Raw genomic sequence first — 17887 nt, forward strand, 5'->3', positions numbered from 1 at the left:
CTTGTTCCTCGGGTGGCTGCCGCCTCGGACCTTCGAGGTTCGAGGACAGCAGCCACCTGGGTGAAGCCGCCGCTCAGGGCAGGTGCTTCATCGCCTCACGCAGGCGCTCGGACAGCGCCTGGACGCCCGGCTCACGGAGCACGCCGTAGTGGCTTCCGACCACGGGGTGCCGCTCCAATCCGGCGCCGACGAGCGTGGACCAGCCGCCATCCGCGGGCAGCTCGGCGTCATGCTCGGTGGCCTTGAGCAGCACCACGCGCTCCTGGGTCGGCCGGGGGACGTAGCGCCGCGCGGCCTTCAGGTTCGACTCGAAGACCTGGAGCAGGGACTGGAGCTGCCGGGGGGCCGTCCCGAGGGGCAGGACTCCGGCGCGCTCGCCCTCGACACGCAGGTGTTCGAGCACCGCGTCCGGAGACATCGCCGCGAGCGCCTCCAGGTCCAGCTCGACGTGGGCCAACGAGGCGCCGAGCAGGTCCTGGATGAACATGCCGATGACCTGGAGCCGGTCCATCTCCGAGGGCTCCGGGGCCTTCACCGCGCCCGGGGCGTACGTGTCGATGAGCGCGAGCAGCTCCACCCGCTGGCCCTGCTCACGGAGCTGCCGCGCCATCTCGTAGGCGATGACGCCTCCGAGCGACCAGCCGCCCAACAGATACGGGCCGGACGGTTGGACCTTCCGCATCGCGTCCACGTAGGCCGTCGCCATCTCCTCGACGGTGCCTCGCGGCGTGGCCTCACCATTGACGCCCTGGGCCTGGAGCCCCACGAACGGGCGCTCCGTCCCCAGCCGACGCGCCAGCTCCGCGTAGCAGAGGACGTTGCCGCCCACGGGGTGCACGCAGAAGAACGGCGTCTTCCCGCCCGGACGCAGGGCGCCGAAGGGGACCACCGGCGAGGTGCCTGTCATCGTGGCCCCGTCGCGCAGCAACGCGGCGAGCTGCTCCACCGTGGGCGCCTGGAACAGCGCGGCCAGCGGCACCGGTCGGCCCACTGCCTCGCTCACCGCGGACATCATGCGCACGGCGAGCAGCGAGTGGCCGCCCAGCTCGAAGAAGCTGGAGCGGACACCGATGGGACGAACCCCGAGCACGTCCTCCCAGACGCGCACCAGCTGGAGCTCGAGCGGCGTCCTGGGCGGGAGCACCTCCTGGGTGCTGGAGACCTCGAGCGTCGGCTCCGGCAAGGCCCTGGTGTCCACCTTGCCGTTGAGCGTCAGCGGCAGGGCGGGGAGGGTGACGAACGCGGAGGGCACCATGTACTCGGGCAGGCGCTGCTGGAGCCACGTCCTCAGCGAGAGGACCTCCGGAGCGACGGACGACGAGGCCACGACGTAGGCCACGAGCTTCCGGCCCGCGCCATCTCCCCGCGCCACGACGATGGCGTCTCGCAGGGAGTCATGGCCGCGCAGCACCGTGGCGACCTCGCCCGGCTCCACGCGGAAGCCACGCACCTTCACCTGGAAGTCCGTGCGGCCGATGAACTCCACGCGGCCATCCTCGAGCCACCGGACGCGGTCTCCCGTGCGGTACATGCGCGCCTCGGGGGCCTTGCTGAACGGGTCCGCCAGGAAGCGCTCCGCCGTCAGCTCCGGGCGACCGAGGTAGCCCCGCGCCACCTGCGGGCCTCCGACGTACAGCTCACCCGGCACACCCACGGGCACGGGCTGGAGGCTCGCGTCGAGGATGTAGAGGCGCGTCTGTCCCAGCGGATGACCGAGCGGCACCTGCGCCGGAGCCTTGTCACCGGGCGGCAGCTCCACCCGCCCCGCGAGGACTCCCACCGTGGTCTCCGTGGGCCCGTAGTGATTGAAGACCTGGCACTCGGGCGCGAGGGCATGCACCCGCTCCAGCAAGGCCCACGACGAGGACTCGCCGCCGAGGACCAGTCGCTTTCGCGGCACGATGGTTCCCGTCTCGCCCCCCGTGAGCAGCGCCGCGAGGTGGGACGGGACGATCTTCATGCAGTCCACGGCGTGGCGCTGGAAGTACTCGGCCATGCCTTCGGGACTGCGCGCTCGCTCCTGTGTCAGCACGTGCAGCAGTCCACCCGTGACGAGCGCGGGGAACAGCACCGTGTTGCCCAGGTCCGCGGCGAACGTCGAGACCAGCGCGAAGCTCTTGCACTCCGTCAGCGCGATCCGGTCGATGACCGCGTTCACGTAGCTCATGAGCGCGCCGTGCGACACCGCCACGCCCTTCGGTCGACCCGTGCTGCCCGACGTGAAGAGCACGTAGGCCAGGTGCTCGGTGCGGACCTCGACCTTCGGCGCCTCGGTGGACTGCTTCGCGAGCACAACCGCGTCCGTGTCCACGCGCACGCGGTGGAGGGACAGTCCCTCGAAGGCCGACTCATGGGCGGACCCCGTCACCACGACGGGCGCGGAGACCTCCTCCACGAGCGCGCGAAGCCGCGCGGCCGGCTGTGACGGCTCCAGCGGGACGTAGGCTCCGCCCGCCTTGAGGACCGCCAGCAACGCGGCGATGAGCTCCACGCCGCGCTCCAGGCACAGGGCCACGGGGACATCCGGGCCCACGCCCAACGAGCGCAGGTGGTGCGCGAGCTGGTTCGCCCGTTCATCGAGCCGACGGTACGTCCACTCCTGCTCCTCGCAGCGGAGCGCCGGCGCGTCAGGGGTGCGCGCCGCCTGCTGCTCGAAGAGCCGATGGAACGGGAGCCCCGGCGACACGGGCGCGGACTCCGTCACGAGGACACGCTGTCGCTCCGCGTCCGTGAGGAGCGGGAGCGTCGCGAGCGGCGCATCCGGGTTCGCCAGCGCGCGCTCCAGGAGCTGCTGGAAGTGACGCACCAGTCGCTCGCCGGTGGCGGGCTCGAACAGGTCCGTGCTGACGAAGAGCCCGCCCCGGTAGCCGTCAGGTGCCCGGAACAGGTGGAGGTTGAGCTCGAACTTCGTCGAAGCCAGCTCCACGTCCATCGCCTCGAGCGTCAGGCCCGACAGCGACACCCCGGGCGACGGCGCGTTCTGCAGCACGAACATCGCCTGGAACAAGGGCGTGCGGCCCAGGTCTCTCGCGGGCTGGAGCTCTTCCACCAGTCGCTCGAAGGGGAGGTCCTGGTGCTCGAAGGCCCCGAGCGTCGCGTCACGGACCTGGGACAAAAGGCCCCTGAACGTCAGCTCCGGCGTGAAGCGGGCCCTCAGCGCCAGCGTGTTGATGAAGACGCCCAGCAGTCCCTCCGTCTGCGCGTGACGTCGGCCCGCGATGGGCGAGCCCACGACGACGTCCTCCTGGCCCGAGTAGCGCTGCAGCAGGGCCTGGTAGACGGCGAGGAACAACATGAACGGGGTGACGCGCTCGCGCTGCGTCGCCACGTCCACCGCGTCGCTCAGCGCGGCCGGCAGCCACACCGGCACCAGCGCGCCGTTGGACGAAGGCACGGCCGGACGAGGCTTGTCGTTGGGCATCTCCAGCGCGGGCGCGGCGCCGTCGAGGTGCTGCTTCCACCAGTCGAGCTGTGCACGCAGGGCGCCGCCCTGGAGCCAGCCTCGCTGCCACACGGCGTAGTCGGCGTACTGCACTGGCAGCACAGGCAGCTCCACGGCCCCACCTTGATGGAAGGCCGTGTAGAGCATCGTCAGCTCACGCACCAGCACACCGATGGACCAGCCGTCCGAGATGATGTGGTGCATGCACACCAGCAGCACCTGCTCCGTCGACGACAGCCGCATCACCGTGACGCGGAGCAGGGGACCGGTGGACAGGTCGAACGGGCGCACCGCGTCCTCGCTGATGACGCGTCGCGCTTCGGCCTCGCGCTGCTCCGGCGACGACGCGCGCAGGTCCACCGTCGCGAACGGACGGGGCGCCGGCGCGTGGATGACCTGTCGCGGCTCACCCCCCTCCATGCGGAACGTCGTGCGCAAGGACTCGTGACGCTGAACCAGCGCATCGAAGGCGCGTTGGAGCGACGACAGGTCCACCTCGCCCGTCAGCTTGAGTGCATAGGGGATGTTGTAGAGCGCGCTGCCCGGCTGGAGCTGGTCCAGGAACCACAGGCGCTGCTGCGCGAAGGACAGCGGGAGCGGCCCGTTCCTCGGCGCGGCGACGAGCGGCGGCAGCACCGTCACCCCTTGCTCCTCGGGCAGGCCCTGCTGGAGGCGCGCCGCGAGCGAGGACAGCGTGGGCGACTCGAACAGGGCGCGGACGCCCAGCTCCTGTCCCAGCTCGTCGCGGATGCGGGCCACCAGACGCGTGGCCAGCAGGGAGTGGCCACCCAGCTCGAAGAAGCTGTCGTGACGTCCCACGCGGGACACCTGAAGCAGCTCCTTCCACAGCTCGGCCAGGCGCTGCTCGGCCGGGGTCGCCGGGGCTTCGTGGGCCTTGCCGGTGTCGAGCCCCGAGGCGTCCGGCTTCGGCAGCGCCTTGCGGTCCACCTTGCCGTGCGTCGACTGGGGCAGCGCGGGCAGGAACACGACGTGCGCGGGCACCATGTACTCGGGCAGCCGCTGCCGCAGCCACGCCTTCGGGTCCTCTCCCTTCGGCGCGTGGCCGTCGGCCGTGGCGACGTAGGCCACCAGGCGCTTGTCTCCGGGCACGTCCTCGCGGACGACGACCGCCGCCTCGCGGACCTCGGGGTGCGCACGGAGGGAGGCTTCAATCTCTCCCAGCTCGATGCGGAAGCCGCGCACCTTCACCTGGAGATCGATGCGCCCGAGGAAGCGCAGCGCGCCGTCCTCGGTCCAGCAGACCTTGTCCCCGGTACGGTAGAGGCGCTCGCCGGGCGTGGTGGAGAAGGGGTCCGGAACGAAGCGCTCGGCGGTGAGCGCGGGTCGGCCCTGGTAGCCACGCGCGAGGCCCGGGCCGCCGATGAACAGCTCACCGGGGATGCCCACGGGCACGGGATGCAGCGACGCATCCAGCACGTACACCCGTGTATTCGGAATCGGGCGTCCGATCGGGACGGCCGTGTCGATGGACGTGCCCGCGGGTAGCACGTGCTGCGTGGTGACGACGGTGACCTCCGTCGGGCCATACGCGTTGATGAGCGAGCCCCCCTTGGCCAGTCGCTCCCGCGCCGTGGGCAGGGGCAGCACGTCTCCGCCGACCCACAGGCGGGGCAGCCGGGACAGCGCGGCGGGCTCGTGCTGCTGCATGACATCGAAGAGCGCGGTGGCCAGGAGCGCCGTGGTCACGCGGTGCTCGTCGATGACGCGCGCGAGCTCGGAGACCTCCGGGGTCCTCGGCGGGTACACCGCGAGCCGAGCGCCCGTGAGCAGCGCGCTCCAGACCTCGAGCGCCGTCGGGTCGAACGTCAGCGGCGCCACCTGGAGGATGACCTCGCCCGGCTCGCGGGACGCGAAGCCCACGCCCGAGACCAGCCGCAGCACCCCGCGGTGGGTGATGGCCACGCCCTTGGGCGTCCCCGTGGAGCCGGACGTGTACGTGACGTACGCGAGGTTGTCCGAGCTCATCGGCACGAACGGAGCCTCCGTCGACTGGCGGGAGATTCGCTCCCACTCGGTGTCGAGCGTCACCACGGGCCACGAGCCCGAGGGCAGCAAGGCTCCCAGCGCGCTCACCGTGAGCACACCCGCCACACCCGAGTCCTCGAGCATGAACGCGATGCGCGCCTGGGGATGCGCGGCGTCGAGCGGGACGTAGCAGCCACCGGCCTTGAGGATGCCGAGCAGCGCCACGTACAGCTCCAGCCCACGAGGAATCAGCACCGCGATGCGCGGCTCACGGCCCAGGCCCAGCGACAACAGATGTCGGGCGAGCTGACCCGACCGGGCCTCCAACTCCGCGTAGGTGAGGCGCTGGCCCTCGAACTGGAGGGCAATCGCCTCGGGCGTGCGACGGGCCTGCTCGGAAAACAGGGCGGGCAGGGTGGACTCCGACGGGAATTCGGCCGTCGTGTCGTTCCAGTCCACGAGGATGCGCTGGCGCTCCGCCTCGTCCATCAGGGACAGGGAGGACAACGGCGCGTCCGCCTTGGCGACAGCCGCCTCCACGAGGCGCAGCAGGTGCGTCACCATCCGCTCGGCGGTGGAGCGCTCGAACAGGTCCGTGCTGAAGCTGAGGGCCCCTTGGTAACCCGCTGGCGTGCGGACCAGGGCCAGCTCCAGCTCGAAGCGACTGACGGTGGACTCGACCTCCACGCCCTTGAGCGAGAGCTCCGGCAACGTCAGCTCCGCGCTCGGCATGTTCTGGAGGGCGAAGAGCGCCTGGAACAACGGCGTGCGACTCAGGTCGCGCGTGGGATGCAGCTCCTCGACCAGCCGCTCGAAGGGGACGTCCTGGTGCTCGTAGGCCCCGAGCGTGGAGTCGCGCACCTGCGCCAACAGGCGCCGGAACGTGAGCGTCGGCGTGAAGCTCGCGCGCATCACCAGCGTGTTGACGAAGAAGCCGATGAGGCCCTCCGTCTTGGCGTGACGCCGACCCGCAATGGGCGTGCCCACCAGCAAGTCATCCTGCCCCGAGTACCGGTGCAGCAGCGCCTGGTACGCCGCCATCCACACCATGAAGGGCGTGACGCCTTCACGGCGCGCCAGCGCCTCCAGCGCCTGACTGAGCGAAGGGGCCACGCTCACGGGCACCGTGGTGCCCTGGTGCGAGAGCACCGCGGGACGCGGCTTGTCGGTGTGCAGATCCAGCGCTCCCGGGGCTCCGGCGAGCTGCTGGCTCCACCAATCGAGCTGCTTCCGGAGCGTCTCTCCCTGGAGCCACTGCCGCTGCCACAAGGCGTAGTCCGCGTACTGCACCGGCAGCTCCGGCAACGGCGACGGACGACCGCTCCTGAACGCCTCGTAGAGCTGGACGAGCTCTCGCACCAGCACGGCCTGCGACCAGCCGTCCGAGATGCTGTGATGCATGCACACGAGCAGCGCGTGCTCCTTGGTGTCCAGCACGAGCAGCGTGATTCGCAGCAGGGGACCCGTACGCAGGTCGAAAGGGGTGAGCGAGTCCTCGCGCGCCAGCCGGTAGGCCTCCTCCATCCGCTCGTCGGCAGAGACGCGGGACAGGTCCACCACCCGGAGGTTGCCGGGCTGCGCGGGGTGGATGACCTGTCGCGGCTCACCGCCCACGGTCTCGAACGTGGTGCGCAGGGACTCGTGACGACGCACCAGCTCGTCGACGGCGCGATGGAACGCGGCGCGCTCCACGCGCCCCGACAGGCGCAGCGCCACGGGCATGTTGTAGATCGCCATCCCTGGCTGGAGCTGGTCCAGGAACCACAGGCGCTGCTGCGCGAAGGACAGCGGAATCGGCCCGTCACCGCGATCCACACCGAGGTCCGGGAGCGTGGCCCCCCAGGTGGCGCCGGAGATGCGCTCGGCGAGCCCCGCCAACGTGGGGGTCTCGAAGAAGGCCCGCAGGCCCAGGTCCACCTTGAAGTCCTCGCGGACTCGAGCCACCAGCCGCGTGGCCATCAACGAGTGGCCCCCCAGCTCGAAGAAGTTGTCGCGACGACCCACGGTGGGGACGTTCAACAGCTCCCGCCACAGCTCGGCCAGTCGCCCCTCCAGCGGCGTCGCGGGAGGCTCATGCTGGCGGCTGACCCGGTGCAGGTTCGCATCCGGCGCGGTCAGCGCCTTGCGGTCCACCTTGCCGTTGGGCGTGAGGGGCAGGGCGGCCAGCGGCACGAAGGCCGCGGGCACCATGTACGCGGGCAGGTGCTGCCTCAGGTGGTCATGGAGGCCCAGGATGTCCAGGGTCGGCTCCAGCCCCTCCTTCACTTCCGTCGGCACCACGTACGCCACCAGGCGCTTGTCGCCCGGCGGGTCCTCGCGCGCCAGCACCACCGCGTCACGGACCTCCGAGCGAGCGCGCAGCGCGGCCTCGACTTCCCCCAGCTCGATGCGGATGCCGCGCACCTTCACCTGCGTGTCGCCGCGCCCCAGGTACTCCAGGCCGCCGTCACGTCGCCAGCGCGCTTTGTCTCCCGTGCGGTAGAGCCGCTCACCCTCGCCGAAGGGGCTCGGGATGAAGCGCTCCGCCGTCAGGTCCGGCCGGCCGAGGTAGCCACGCGCGACGCCCTCACCGCCGATGAACAGCTCGCCCACCACGCCCGTGGGCGTCGGCATGAACGCGCTGTCCAGCACGTACGTCGTCACGTTGGTCAGCGGCCGACCGATGGGCACCTCCTGGGCGCTCTCGAACGACGCGGCCGGGGACGCCATCAGGTCCACCGCCGTGGCCACCGCCGTCACCTCTGTGAGTCCGTAGGTGTTGCGCAGGGGCAGGGTGGAGCCCACCGTGCGACGCCACGCGGCGACCCGCTCCGGCGCGGCGCGCTCTCCGCCAATCACCACCCACTTGAGCTTCGAGGGCAGCTTCGCGCGGCCTTCCTCCAGGCTCGCCGTCACCTCGTGCCAGAAGGCCGTGGGCAGGTTGAGCTGCGTCACCCCCGCGGCCTCGCACCGCGCCAGGAAGACCTCCGGCACGTCGAGCATGTCCGGCGTGCGCAGCACCAGCGTCCCGCCTCGCGTGAGGCACGGGTAGATCTCCTCCGCGCTGGTGTCCCAGCTGATGGAGGCGAACTGGAGCACGCGGTCCCCCAGCTCCACGGGGTACGTCTTCCAGGCCGCGCGGGTGAAGTTCACCAGCGAGCGGTGCTGCACCACGACGCCCTTGGGCCGACCCGTCGAACCCGACGTATAGAGCACGTAGGCCGCCGCCTCCGGAGGCACCACCACGGAGAGCGGAGCGACGTCCCCCGTCTCGGGCACGGCGTCCACGTCCAGGTAGACGCGGTCCGTGGTGTCGCTCAGCTTCTCGCGGACCTGCCCGCGTGCCACCACCACGCGCGCGCCGCTGTCCTCCAGCATGAAGCTCAGCCGCTCCGCCGGGTACTCCGGGTCCAGCGGCACGTAGGCACCACCGGCCTTCAGCACGCCGAGGAGCGCCACCAGCTGCTCCACCGAGCGCTCCACGCACACCGCCACCCGCGTCTCCAGCCCGACGCCCAGCTCGCGCAGGCGCCACGCCAGCCGCGTGGCCCGCGTGTCCAGCTCACGGTAGGTGACCGAGTCCTCACCGGACACCACCGCGATGACGTCCGGCGTGCGCAGCACCTGCTCCTCGAGGAGCGCGTGGATGCGCGCGTCCGCGGGCAGGGGCTCGCGCTCACCCGTCCACTCCAGCAGGAGCTGCTTGCGCTCCTCGGGAGGCAGCAGCGGCAGCTCCTCCAGCGGGGTGCCCGGGTTCGCGACGATGCCTCGCAGCAGCACGAGCAGGTGCTCGGCGAAGCGCTCCATCGTCGCGCGCTCGAACAGGTCCGTGCTGTACGTGAAGCCCCCGGAGAAGCCCTCCGGCGCGCGCGTCAGGTCCAGCCCCAGCTCGAACATGGCCAGGTTGGTGGAGTCGATGGGGTGGGGCCCCACGGACAGCTCCGGCAGGACGATCTCCGGCAGCGGCGCGTTCTGCAGCGTGAACATCGCCTGGAACAGCGGCGTGCGGCTCGCGTCGCGCGTGGGCTGGAGCTCCTCGACGATCTTCTCGAACGGGACGCCCTGGTGCTCGTAGGCGCCGAGCGTCCGCTCGCGCACCTGGGCCAGCAGCTCGCGGAAGCACATCTTCGGCGTGAAGCGCGCGCGCAGCACCAGCGTGTTCACGAAGAAGCCGATGAGCACCTCCGTGTCCGCCACGTTGCGGTTCGCGATGGGCGAGCCCACCAGGATGTCGTCCTGGCCCGAGTACCGGTGCAGCAGCGTCTGGAACGCGGCCATCAGCACCATGAACGGCGTGGCGCCTTCCTTCTGGGCCAGCGACTCCAGCGCCTGGCTGAGCTTCAGCGGGATGACCAGGTCCAGCACGGCGCCCTTGTGGGTGAACACCGCCGGGCGCGGCTTGTCCGTGGGCACGTCCAGCGCGTACGGCGCGCCCTCCAGCTGCTGCTTCCACCAGCCGACCTGCGCCTCGAGCGTCGCGCCGCGCAGCCACGAGCGCTGCCACACGGCGTAGTCGGCGTACTGCACGGCCAGCTCCGGCAGCGGCGAGGGCAGCCCCTTGCGGAACGCCTCGTAGAGCGACGTCAGCTCCCGCACGAACACGCCGAGCGACCAGCCGTCCGACACGATGTGGTGCACGTGGAGCAGCAGGATGTGGTCCTGCGGACGCAGCTTGATGAGCAGCGTGCGCAGCAGCGGCCCGCGCGAGAGGTCGAACGGGCGACGCGCCTCCTCGTTCGACAGCCGCAGGGCCTCCGCCATCCGGAGGTCCTCCTCGTCGATGCGCGACAGGTCCACCTTCTGCACGGGCACGAAGGTGGCCGGGTGGATCTTCTGGACCGCCTGGCCTCCCTCCGCGCGGAACGTGGTGCGCAGCGACTCGTGACGCCGCACCAGCTCGTCGAAGGTGCGCCGCAGGGCCCGCTCATCCAGCGTGCCCTCCAGCCGCAGCGGGAACGGGTTGTTGTAGAGCGTGGACCCGGGCTCCAGCTGGTCGATGAACCAGAGCCGCTGCTGCGCGAAGGACAACGGCAGGTCCGTCGTGCGCGGCACGCGCGTCAGGGCCGGGGCCTTCGCCACCGTGGCGTTGGCCAGGCGCTCCGCGAGCTTTGCCACCGTGGACGCGCCGAACAGCTCACCCAGGGGCAGCTCGACGCCGAGCGTGGCCCGGATGCGAGACACCACCTGCGTGGCCAGGAGCGAGTGGCCGCCCAGCTCGAAGAAGTCATCGTGGATGCCCACCGAGTCGTGGTGCAGCACCTCCGCCCAGATGGCCGCCAGCTGCGTCTCCAGGGGCGTGCGCGGGGCGTTCTCGGCCGGGTCCTTGGAGACAGGGGCCTCCGGGGCCGGCAGGGCCTTGCGGTCCACCTTGCCGTTGGACGACAGGGGCAGGGCGGCCAGCTCCACGATGGCCGACGGCACCATGTACTCGGGGAGCTGACGCTGGACGAAGGTCTTCACCGCGCCCACGTCCACTCCCGCGGTCTCCGGGACGACGTAGGCCACCAGTCGCTTGTCGCCCGGGATGTCCTCGCGGGCCACCACGACGACGTCCCGCAGGCCGGCGAAGCGGCGCAGCGTCTCCTCGACCTCGCCGGGCTCGATGCGGAAGCCGCGGATCTTCACCTGGAAGTCGACGCGGCCCATGAACTCGAGCGTGCCGTCCGCGCGCCAGCGCGCCTTGTCGCCCGTGCGGTACAGGCGGGCGCCCGGCGTCGAGGCGTACGGGTGCGGCACGAAGCGCTCGGCCGTCAGGTCCGGGCGGTTCAGGTAGCCCCAGGCCAGGCCGTCGCCTCCGACGAACAGCTCACCGGAGACTCCCGGCGGCACGGGCTGGAGCGCGGCGTCCAGCACGTAGGCCGTGGAGCTCGACAGCGGACGGCCGATGGGCACCGAGCGGCCCACCGTGTCCCCGGCCCGCAGCGTGTGCGTGGCGGAGAACGTGGTGTTCTCCGTGGGGCCGTAGCCGTTGATGAACACCGCGTCCGGCCCGATTCGCGACAGGTGCTCCGTCACGCGCTGCACGGGCAGCACGTCGCCACCCGCGAGCACCTGGCGCACTCCCGCCAGCGCCTGGCCCTGGTGCTGGACGACCTGGTCGAAGAGGGCCGCCGTCAGCCACAGCGCGGTGACTCCCGAGCTCTTCAGCAGCGCGCCCAGCGACTCGATGGACTGCGCCTTCGGAGGCGCGAGGACCAACCGTCCGCCGTTGAGCAGCGCGCCCCAGACCTCCAGCGTGGAGGCATCGAACGCCACGGGCGCGAGCTGGAGGAAGACCTCGTCCGGCCCGAAGCGCATGAACGTGTTGTCGCGCACCAGTCGCAGCACACCACGGTGGGGAACGCAGACGCCCTTGGGCTGGCCCGTGCTGCCCGACGTGAACATCACGTAGGCCAGGTCCTCCTCACCCACGGAGACGACGGGAGCGCTCGTCGGCTGCCTCGAGATGGCGCGCCACTCCGCGTCCAGCAGGACGGGCAGGCAGCCCAGCTCGGGCAGCTCGTCCGCGAGGTGCTCCTGGGTCAGGAGGATGCTGACTCCGGACTCACGGATGATCCACGTGAGGCGCTCCGTGGGGTAGCTCGGCTCCAGGGGCACGTAGGCCGCGCCCGCCTGGAGGATGCCCAGCATTCCGACGATGAGCTCCGGGGAGCGCTCCACGCACAGACCCACGCGGCCACCGGGGCGCACGCCCATCACGTGCAGGTGGTGCGCGACTTGGTTGGCGCGGGCGCGCAGCTCGGCGTAGGTGAGCTGGCCCTCCGCGTGCGTGAGGGCGATGGCCTGGGGCGTGCGCTCCGCCTGCTTCGCGAAGGCGTCGTGAATCGACGGGGGACGCGGCGTCTTCGTCGCGGTGTCGTTCCACTCCACCAGCACCCGGTTGCGCTCCTCGCGGGTGAGCATGGAGACCTGGGCGAGCGGGACGTCCGGCGAGGCGATGACCTCTTCGAGCAGCACGCGCAGGTGGCTCGCCATGGCGGCCACGGTGTCGTGGTCGAAGAGGGACGTTGCGTAGTTGATGCCGCCACGGAAGCCCGTCTCCTCGCGATGGAAGGACAGCTCCATGTCGAAGCGGATGACCCCGTGGTGGTGGTCCATCGGCCGCAGCGTCAGGCCGGGCAGGGACAGCGCCGGCAGCGGGGCGTTGTGCAGCGTGAAGGAGACCTGGAACAGCGGCGTGCGGCTGGCGTCACGGGCCGGGTGCAGCTCCTCCACCAGCTTCTCGAAGGGCACGTCCTGGTGCTCGAACGCCTCCAGCGTGGTGTCCCGCACCTGGGCGAGCAGCGCGCGGAACGAGTCCTGCCCCCGGATGAGGGAGCGCAGGACGAGCGTGTTCGCGAAGTAGCCGATGAGGGCCTCGGACTCGGCCAGTCGACGTCCGGCGATGGGCGAGCCCACCAGGATGTCGTCCTGTCCGGAGTGCCGCTGCAGGAGGACCTGGAAGGCCGCGAGCAGCACCATGAACGGCGTGGCGCCCTCGCGACGGGCGAAGGTCTCCAGCGCCTCGGTGAGCGGCAGCGGCAGGTGCATCAGCGCCGCGGCCCCATGGAAGGACTGCTGCGCGGGGCGCGGCTTGTCCGTCGGGAGGTCGAGGTGCGACGGCGCGCCCTCGAGCTTCTTGCGCCAGTAGCCGACCTGCTCCTCCAGGACCGGCCCCTGGAGCCAGTCGCGCTGCCAGACGGCGAAGTCCGCGTACTGCACGGGGAGCGCCGGCAGCGGCGAGGGACGCTCGTCATGGAACGCCGCGTACAGCGCGGCCATCTCGCGGACCAGCACTCCCGTGGACCAGCCGTCCGAGACGATGTGGTGCATGTTGAGCACCAGCGCGTGCTCCTGTTCGCCCAGCTTCAACAGGAGCGCGCGGGCCAGCGGGCCGCTCAGCAGGTCGAACGGGCGCCGTGCCTCTTCGAGTGCGAGTCGGACGGTCTCCGCCTCGCGCTCCTTCGCGTTCGTGAGCGACGTGAGGTCCACGAACTGGAAGGGCAGGGGGAAGGCCGGGTGGATGACCTGGACGGGCGTGTCACCGTCCGCGCGGAAGGTGGTGCGCATCGCCTCGTGGCGCTCCATCAGCGCGTCGAAGCCACGCTGGAGCGCGGAGAGGTCCAGCACGCCCTCGAGCTTCAGGGCCAGCGGGATGTTGTAGGCGCTGACCGCGCCGGCGAACTGGCTGATGAGCCAGAGGCGCTGCTGCGCGAACGAGAGCGGGATGGGCTTCGTCCGGTCCACGCGGACCATCGGCGGCAGCTCCGCACCCGGACGACGGGCATCCAGCCGCTCCGCGAGCGCGGCGACGGTGGGTGCCTCGAACAGGGTGCGCAGCGGCAGCTCCAGCCCGAGCGCGCCCCGGACGCGGACCACGACCTGGGTCGCGAGCAGCGAGTGACCGCCCATCTCGAAGAACCCATCGTGAATCCCGATGCGCTCCACGCCGAGGACCTGCGCGAAGAGCGTGGCGAGCGTCTCCTCCACGGGCGTCCGAGGTGCGACGTAGCGGCCGGGCTGGACAACAGGGGCCTCCGGCGCGGGCAGGGCCTTGCGGTCCACCTTGCCGCTGGGCGTCAGCGGGAGCACGCCCAGGTGCGTGAAGGTCGAGGGCACCATGTACTCGGGCAGCCGAGACTGGAGGTGCGTCTTGAGCAGCGACGCGGTCAGCGGCTCGGCGTCACCCGTGACATAGGCGACGAGGCGCTGGTCGCCCGGGGAGTCCTCTCGCACGAGGACCACGGCCTCTCGCACCGAGGCGTGTGACAGCAGCGCCGCCTCGATGTCTCCCAGTTCAATCCGGAAGCCTCTGAGCTTCACCTGGAAGTCCGAGCGGCCCAGGTACTCCAGCGTCCCGTCCGCCAGCCACCTCGCCACGTCCCCGGTGCGGTACAGCCGCGCCTCGGGCACCTGCGAGTACAAGTCCGGCACGAAGCGCTCCGCCGTCAGCTGCGGCCGGCGCCAATACCCCAGGCCTACCTGCACACCGCCGATGAAGAGCTCTCCGGGCACTCCCACCGGCGTCGGCTGGCCCTGCGCGTCCAGCACGTACAGCCGCGTGTTCGCCACCGGACGCCCAATCGGAATGCTCGTGCGCTGCGTGCCTCGCGCGCAGTGGAAGTACGAGACGTCCACCGCCGCCTCCGTCGGGCCGTAGAGGTTGTGCACCTCCGCGCCCGCCGGCAGTCGCGCGTGCGCCTTCGCCACCAGCTCCGCCGTCAGCGCCTCACCACTGCACACCACCCGCCGCAGGTGGCTCAGCCCCTCCAGGCCCGGCTCCTCCAGGAAGGCTCTCAGCATCGACGGCACGAAGTGCACCGTCGTCACTCGCTCGTCCCGCAGCAGCTTCGCCAGGTACGCCGGCTCCTGGTGCCCGCCCGGCTTCGCCACCACCAGCCTCGCCCCCGTCAGCAGCGGCCAGAAGAACTCCCACACCGACACGTCGAAGCTGAACGGTGTCTTCTGCACCACCGTGTCCGCCGCCGTCAGCCCGTACTCCTGCTGCATCCACAAGAGTCGGTTGACGATGCCCGCGTGCGCGTTCATCGCCCCCTTCGGACGGCCCGTCGAGCCGGACGTGAAGATGACGTACGCCAGTGAGTCCGCGCCTCCCACCGGAGTGGGTGCAGTCGCAGGATGACGGGCCACCGTGGCCCACTCCGTGTCCAGGCTCACCACTCGCGAGCCGTGCGCGGGCAGCACCGACTTCAGCTTCTCCTGCGTGACGAGGACAGGCGCGTCCGCGTCCTCCAACATCCCCGCCAGGCGCTCCCTCGGGTATGCCGGGTCCAGCGGCACGTAGGCCGCTCCCGACTTGAGCACCCCCAGCAGCGCCACCACCAACTCCAGCGAGCGCTCCAGGCACACCCCCACCAGCACCCCCGGCTTCGCTCCCAACGTCCGCAGGTGGTGCGCCAGCTGATTGGCCCGTGCATCCAGCTGCGCGTAGGTGAGGGTGCTTCCCTCGAAGCGGACCGCCTCCGCCTCCGGTGTGCGTCGCACCTGCGCCTCGATGAGCGCGTGCAGCGTCGCCTCCTTCGGGTACGCCTCCGTGCGTCCCTGGAACCCCACCAGCACCTGCTGCCGCTCCGCCTCACCCATCAGCGGCAGGCGCTGCACCGGCAGGTCCGGAGATGCGACGACGGCGCGAGCGAGCACGGAGAGGTGCTCGACCAGTCGCTTCATCGTGGACTCATCGAACAGCTTCGCCGCGTACTCGAAGCGGCAGTGGAGCTCGCCCTGGCCTTCGACGACCTCGAAGCTCAGGTCGAACTTCGACGTCCCTGTGGCGACATCCAGCTGGCTCAGCTTGAGCGTCTGGTGCGACGTCTCCGCGGGCGGCGTGTTGATGACGTTGAGGACGACCTGGAAGACGGGCGTGCGGCTCTGGTCCCTCGGCGTCTGGAGCAGCTCGATGAGCCGCTCGAACGGCGCATCCTGCCGGGAGAACGCGCCCAGGGACTGCTTCTTCACCCGGCCCAACAGCTCACGGAACGTCGGGGCCTCGGTGAGCTGGGTGCGCATCGCCAACGTGTTGACGAAGCAGCCGATCAACCCCTCCGTCTCGGGCTGCGTACGACCCGCGATGGGGATGCCGATGGCGAAGTCGTCCTGGCCCGCGTGACGACCCAGGAGCGCCTGGTAGAGCGCCAGCATCACCATGAAGGATGTCGCGCCTTCCTTGCGGCCCAGGGCGAGCAGCGGCTCCGCCACCTCGCGGCCCACCACGAAGCGCAGGCTCCCACCGTCGTAGGACTGCACCGCCGGACGCGGCCGGTCCGTGGGCAGCTCCAGCGCGGGGACTCCGAGGAGCTGCTCCTTCCACCAGCGGAGCTGCCCGTCCAGCACCACGCCTTCCAGGTACTCACGCTGCCAGACCGCGTAGTCCGCGTACTGCACGGGCAGCTCGGGCAACGGCGACTCGATGCCCGCGTTGTAGCAGGCGTAGAGCACGGACATCTCGCGCGCGAGCACCAGCGAGCACCACGCGTCGGAGATGACGTGGTGCATGACCAGGTTGAGCACATGGTCCTGTGGCCCCATGCGCAGCAGCACGGCGCGGATGACCGGGCCGCGCGCCAGGTCGAACACCCAGGCGCCTTGTTCCTCGCAGCGGCGAAGCATCGCGGCTTCACGGGCCTCGGGCGTCTCGCCGGGCACGTCCTCCAGCGGCATCGGCAGCCCGGTCGCGGGCTGGACCACCTGCGTCGCCCCCGTCTCGGTGAGCTGGTACGTGGTCCGCATCACCTCGTGACGACGCATCAGCTCGTCGAGCGCACGCTGGAGCGCGGCGGTGTCCAACGGGCCCACCAGCCGGAAGCTGGAGCTGTTGTTGTACGCCGTGCTCGTGGGGTCCAACTGCTGGAGGTACCAGAGGCGCTGCTGCGCGAACGACAGCGGCAGCGGCTTGTCCCTGCGCGCGCGTGGAATCCCCGTGGGCACGGCGGGCGCGGCGACAGGGCGAGCCTCGGTCCGCACGGGCGGCGGGGCCTTGGCGGCCGGGGCAGGGGCCTTGGGAACCGGGACGTTGACCGGCTCCAGACGACCATCCGCGCGCAGTCGCGCGTGGCGTCCCGTGCGGAACAGCTGGGACGACGCGCCCTTCGGATGCGCCACCAGTCGACGACGCTCCTCTTCCTCGGAGCGCCACAATCCGGAGGGAAGACCCGCGCCCTCCAGCGCCAGCTCCCCGACGACGCCCACGGGCACAGGCAACCCCGCGGTGTCGAGGATCCATGGGCGCAGCCCCGCTGGCACGCGCTCATCGGGAGCACGCGGCAACAGCGCGCCCTCACGTGGCGCACCCGCGAGCAGGACCTGGAGCCCGGAGCTCTTCGCGAGCGCCGTGGCCAGCTCGGCCGAGGCCCCATCGAGCACCAGCGCGCCCACGGGGCTCAGCGCCTCACGGGCACCAGGCAGCTCGGTCAGCGTGCGGGCCAGTCGCGCCGACGTGTGCAGCAACACCTGGCCGGAGCGACGCGCCAGCTCCAGCACCTCGCTCACGCCCTGGTCGCCTTCGACCACGACCTGCTCCTGGCGGGACGCGGCCTCCTGCACCAGCTTCTGGCGGAGCACCGCCAGCTTCTCCAGGCCCTTCAGGACGATGGGCGTGTCCAGACCGAAGTCGATGAGCGCGGCCACCTCGTCCACGTCCGCCTCGCGGACATCGAGCAGGCGCTTGAACCCGCTCTCCACGGTGCCGATGAGGCCCGTGCCCTTCGCGTGGTGCTCGAAGGTGTGCTCCAGGAGCGTGTTGATGTCCTCCTCGGAGACCTTGTCGATCTCCCCCTGGTGGCCCTGGGCCGCCAGCAGCGACGCGGTGATTTCGGCCGAGCTGCGGAAGTAGCCGAGCAGCGGCTTTCGCACCGTGCGCAGCACCTCCTGCTCGTCGTCACCGATGAACGCGTGCAGCATCACCGTGATGTGGCCACGGCCCGGATGACCGTTGCGGCGCCACGCCTCGCGGTACATCGCGACCTTCCACTTCAGCTCGTCGAT

1 protein-coding gene (running past one end of the window) is annotated in these 17887 nt (G+C 71.0%); it reads right to left on the reverse strand.

Annotation, left to right across the window (positions count from 1 at the left end):
- Positions 1–73: 73 nt before the first annotated feature.
- Positions 74–17887, reverse strand: partial view of a non-ribosomal peptide synthase/polyketide synthase gene (locus AC6JA9_RS21950; protein WP_497957775.1) — the end only. The gene runs 25683 nt beyond the window's last position; only the last 17814 of its 43497 coding nucleotides appear in the window; its start codon lies off the right edge, out of view; it ends in the stop codon at positions 74–76.

The sequence above is a fragment of the Myxococcus sp. MH1 genome (assembly GCF_059738865.1).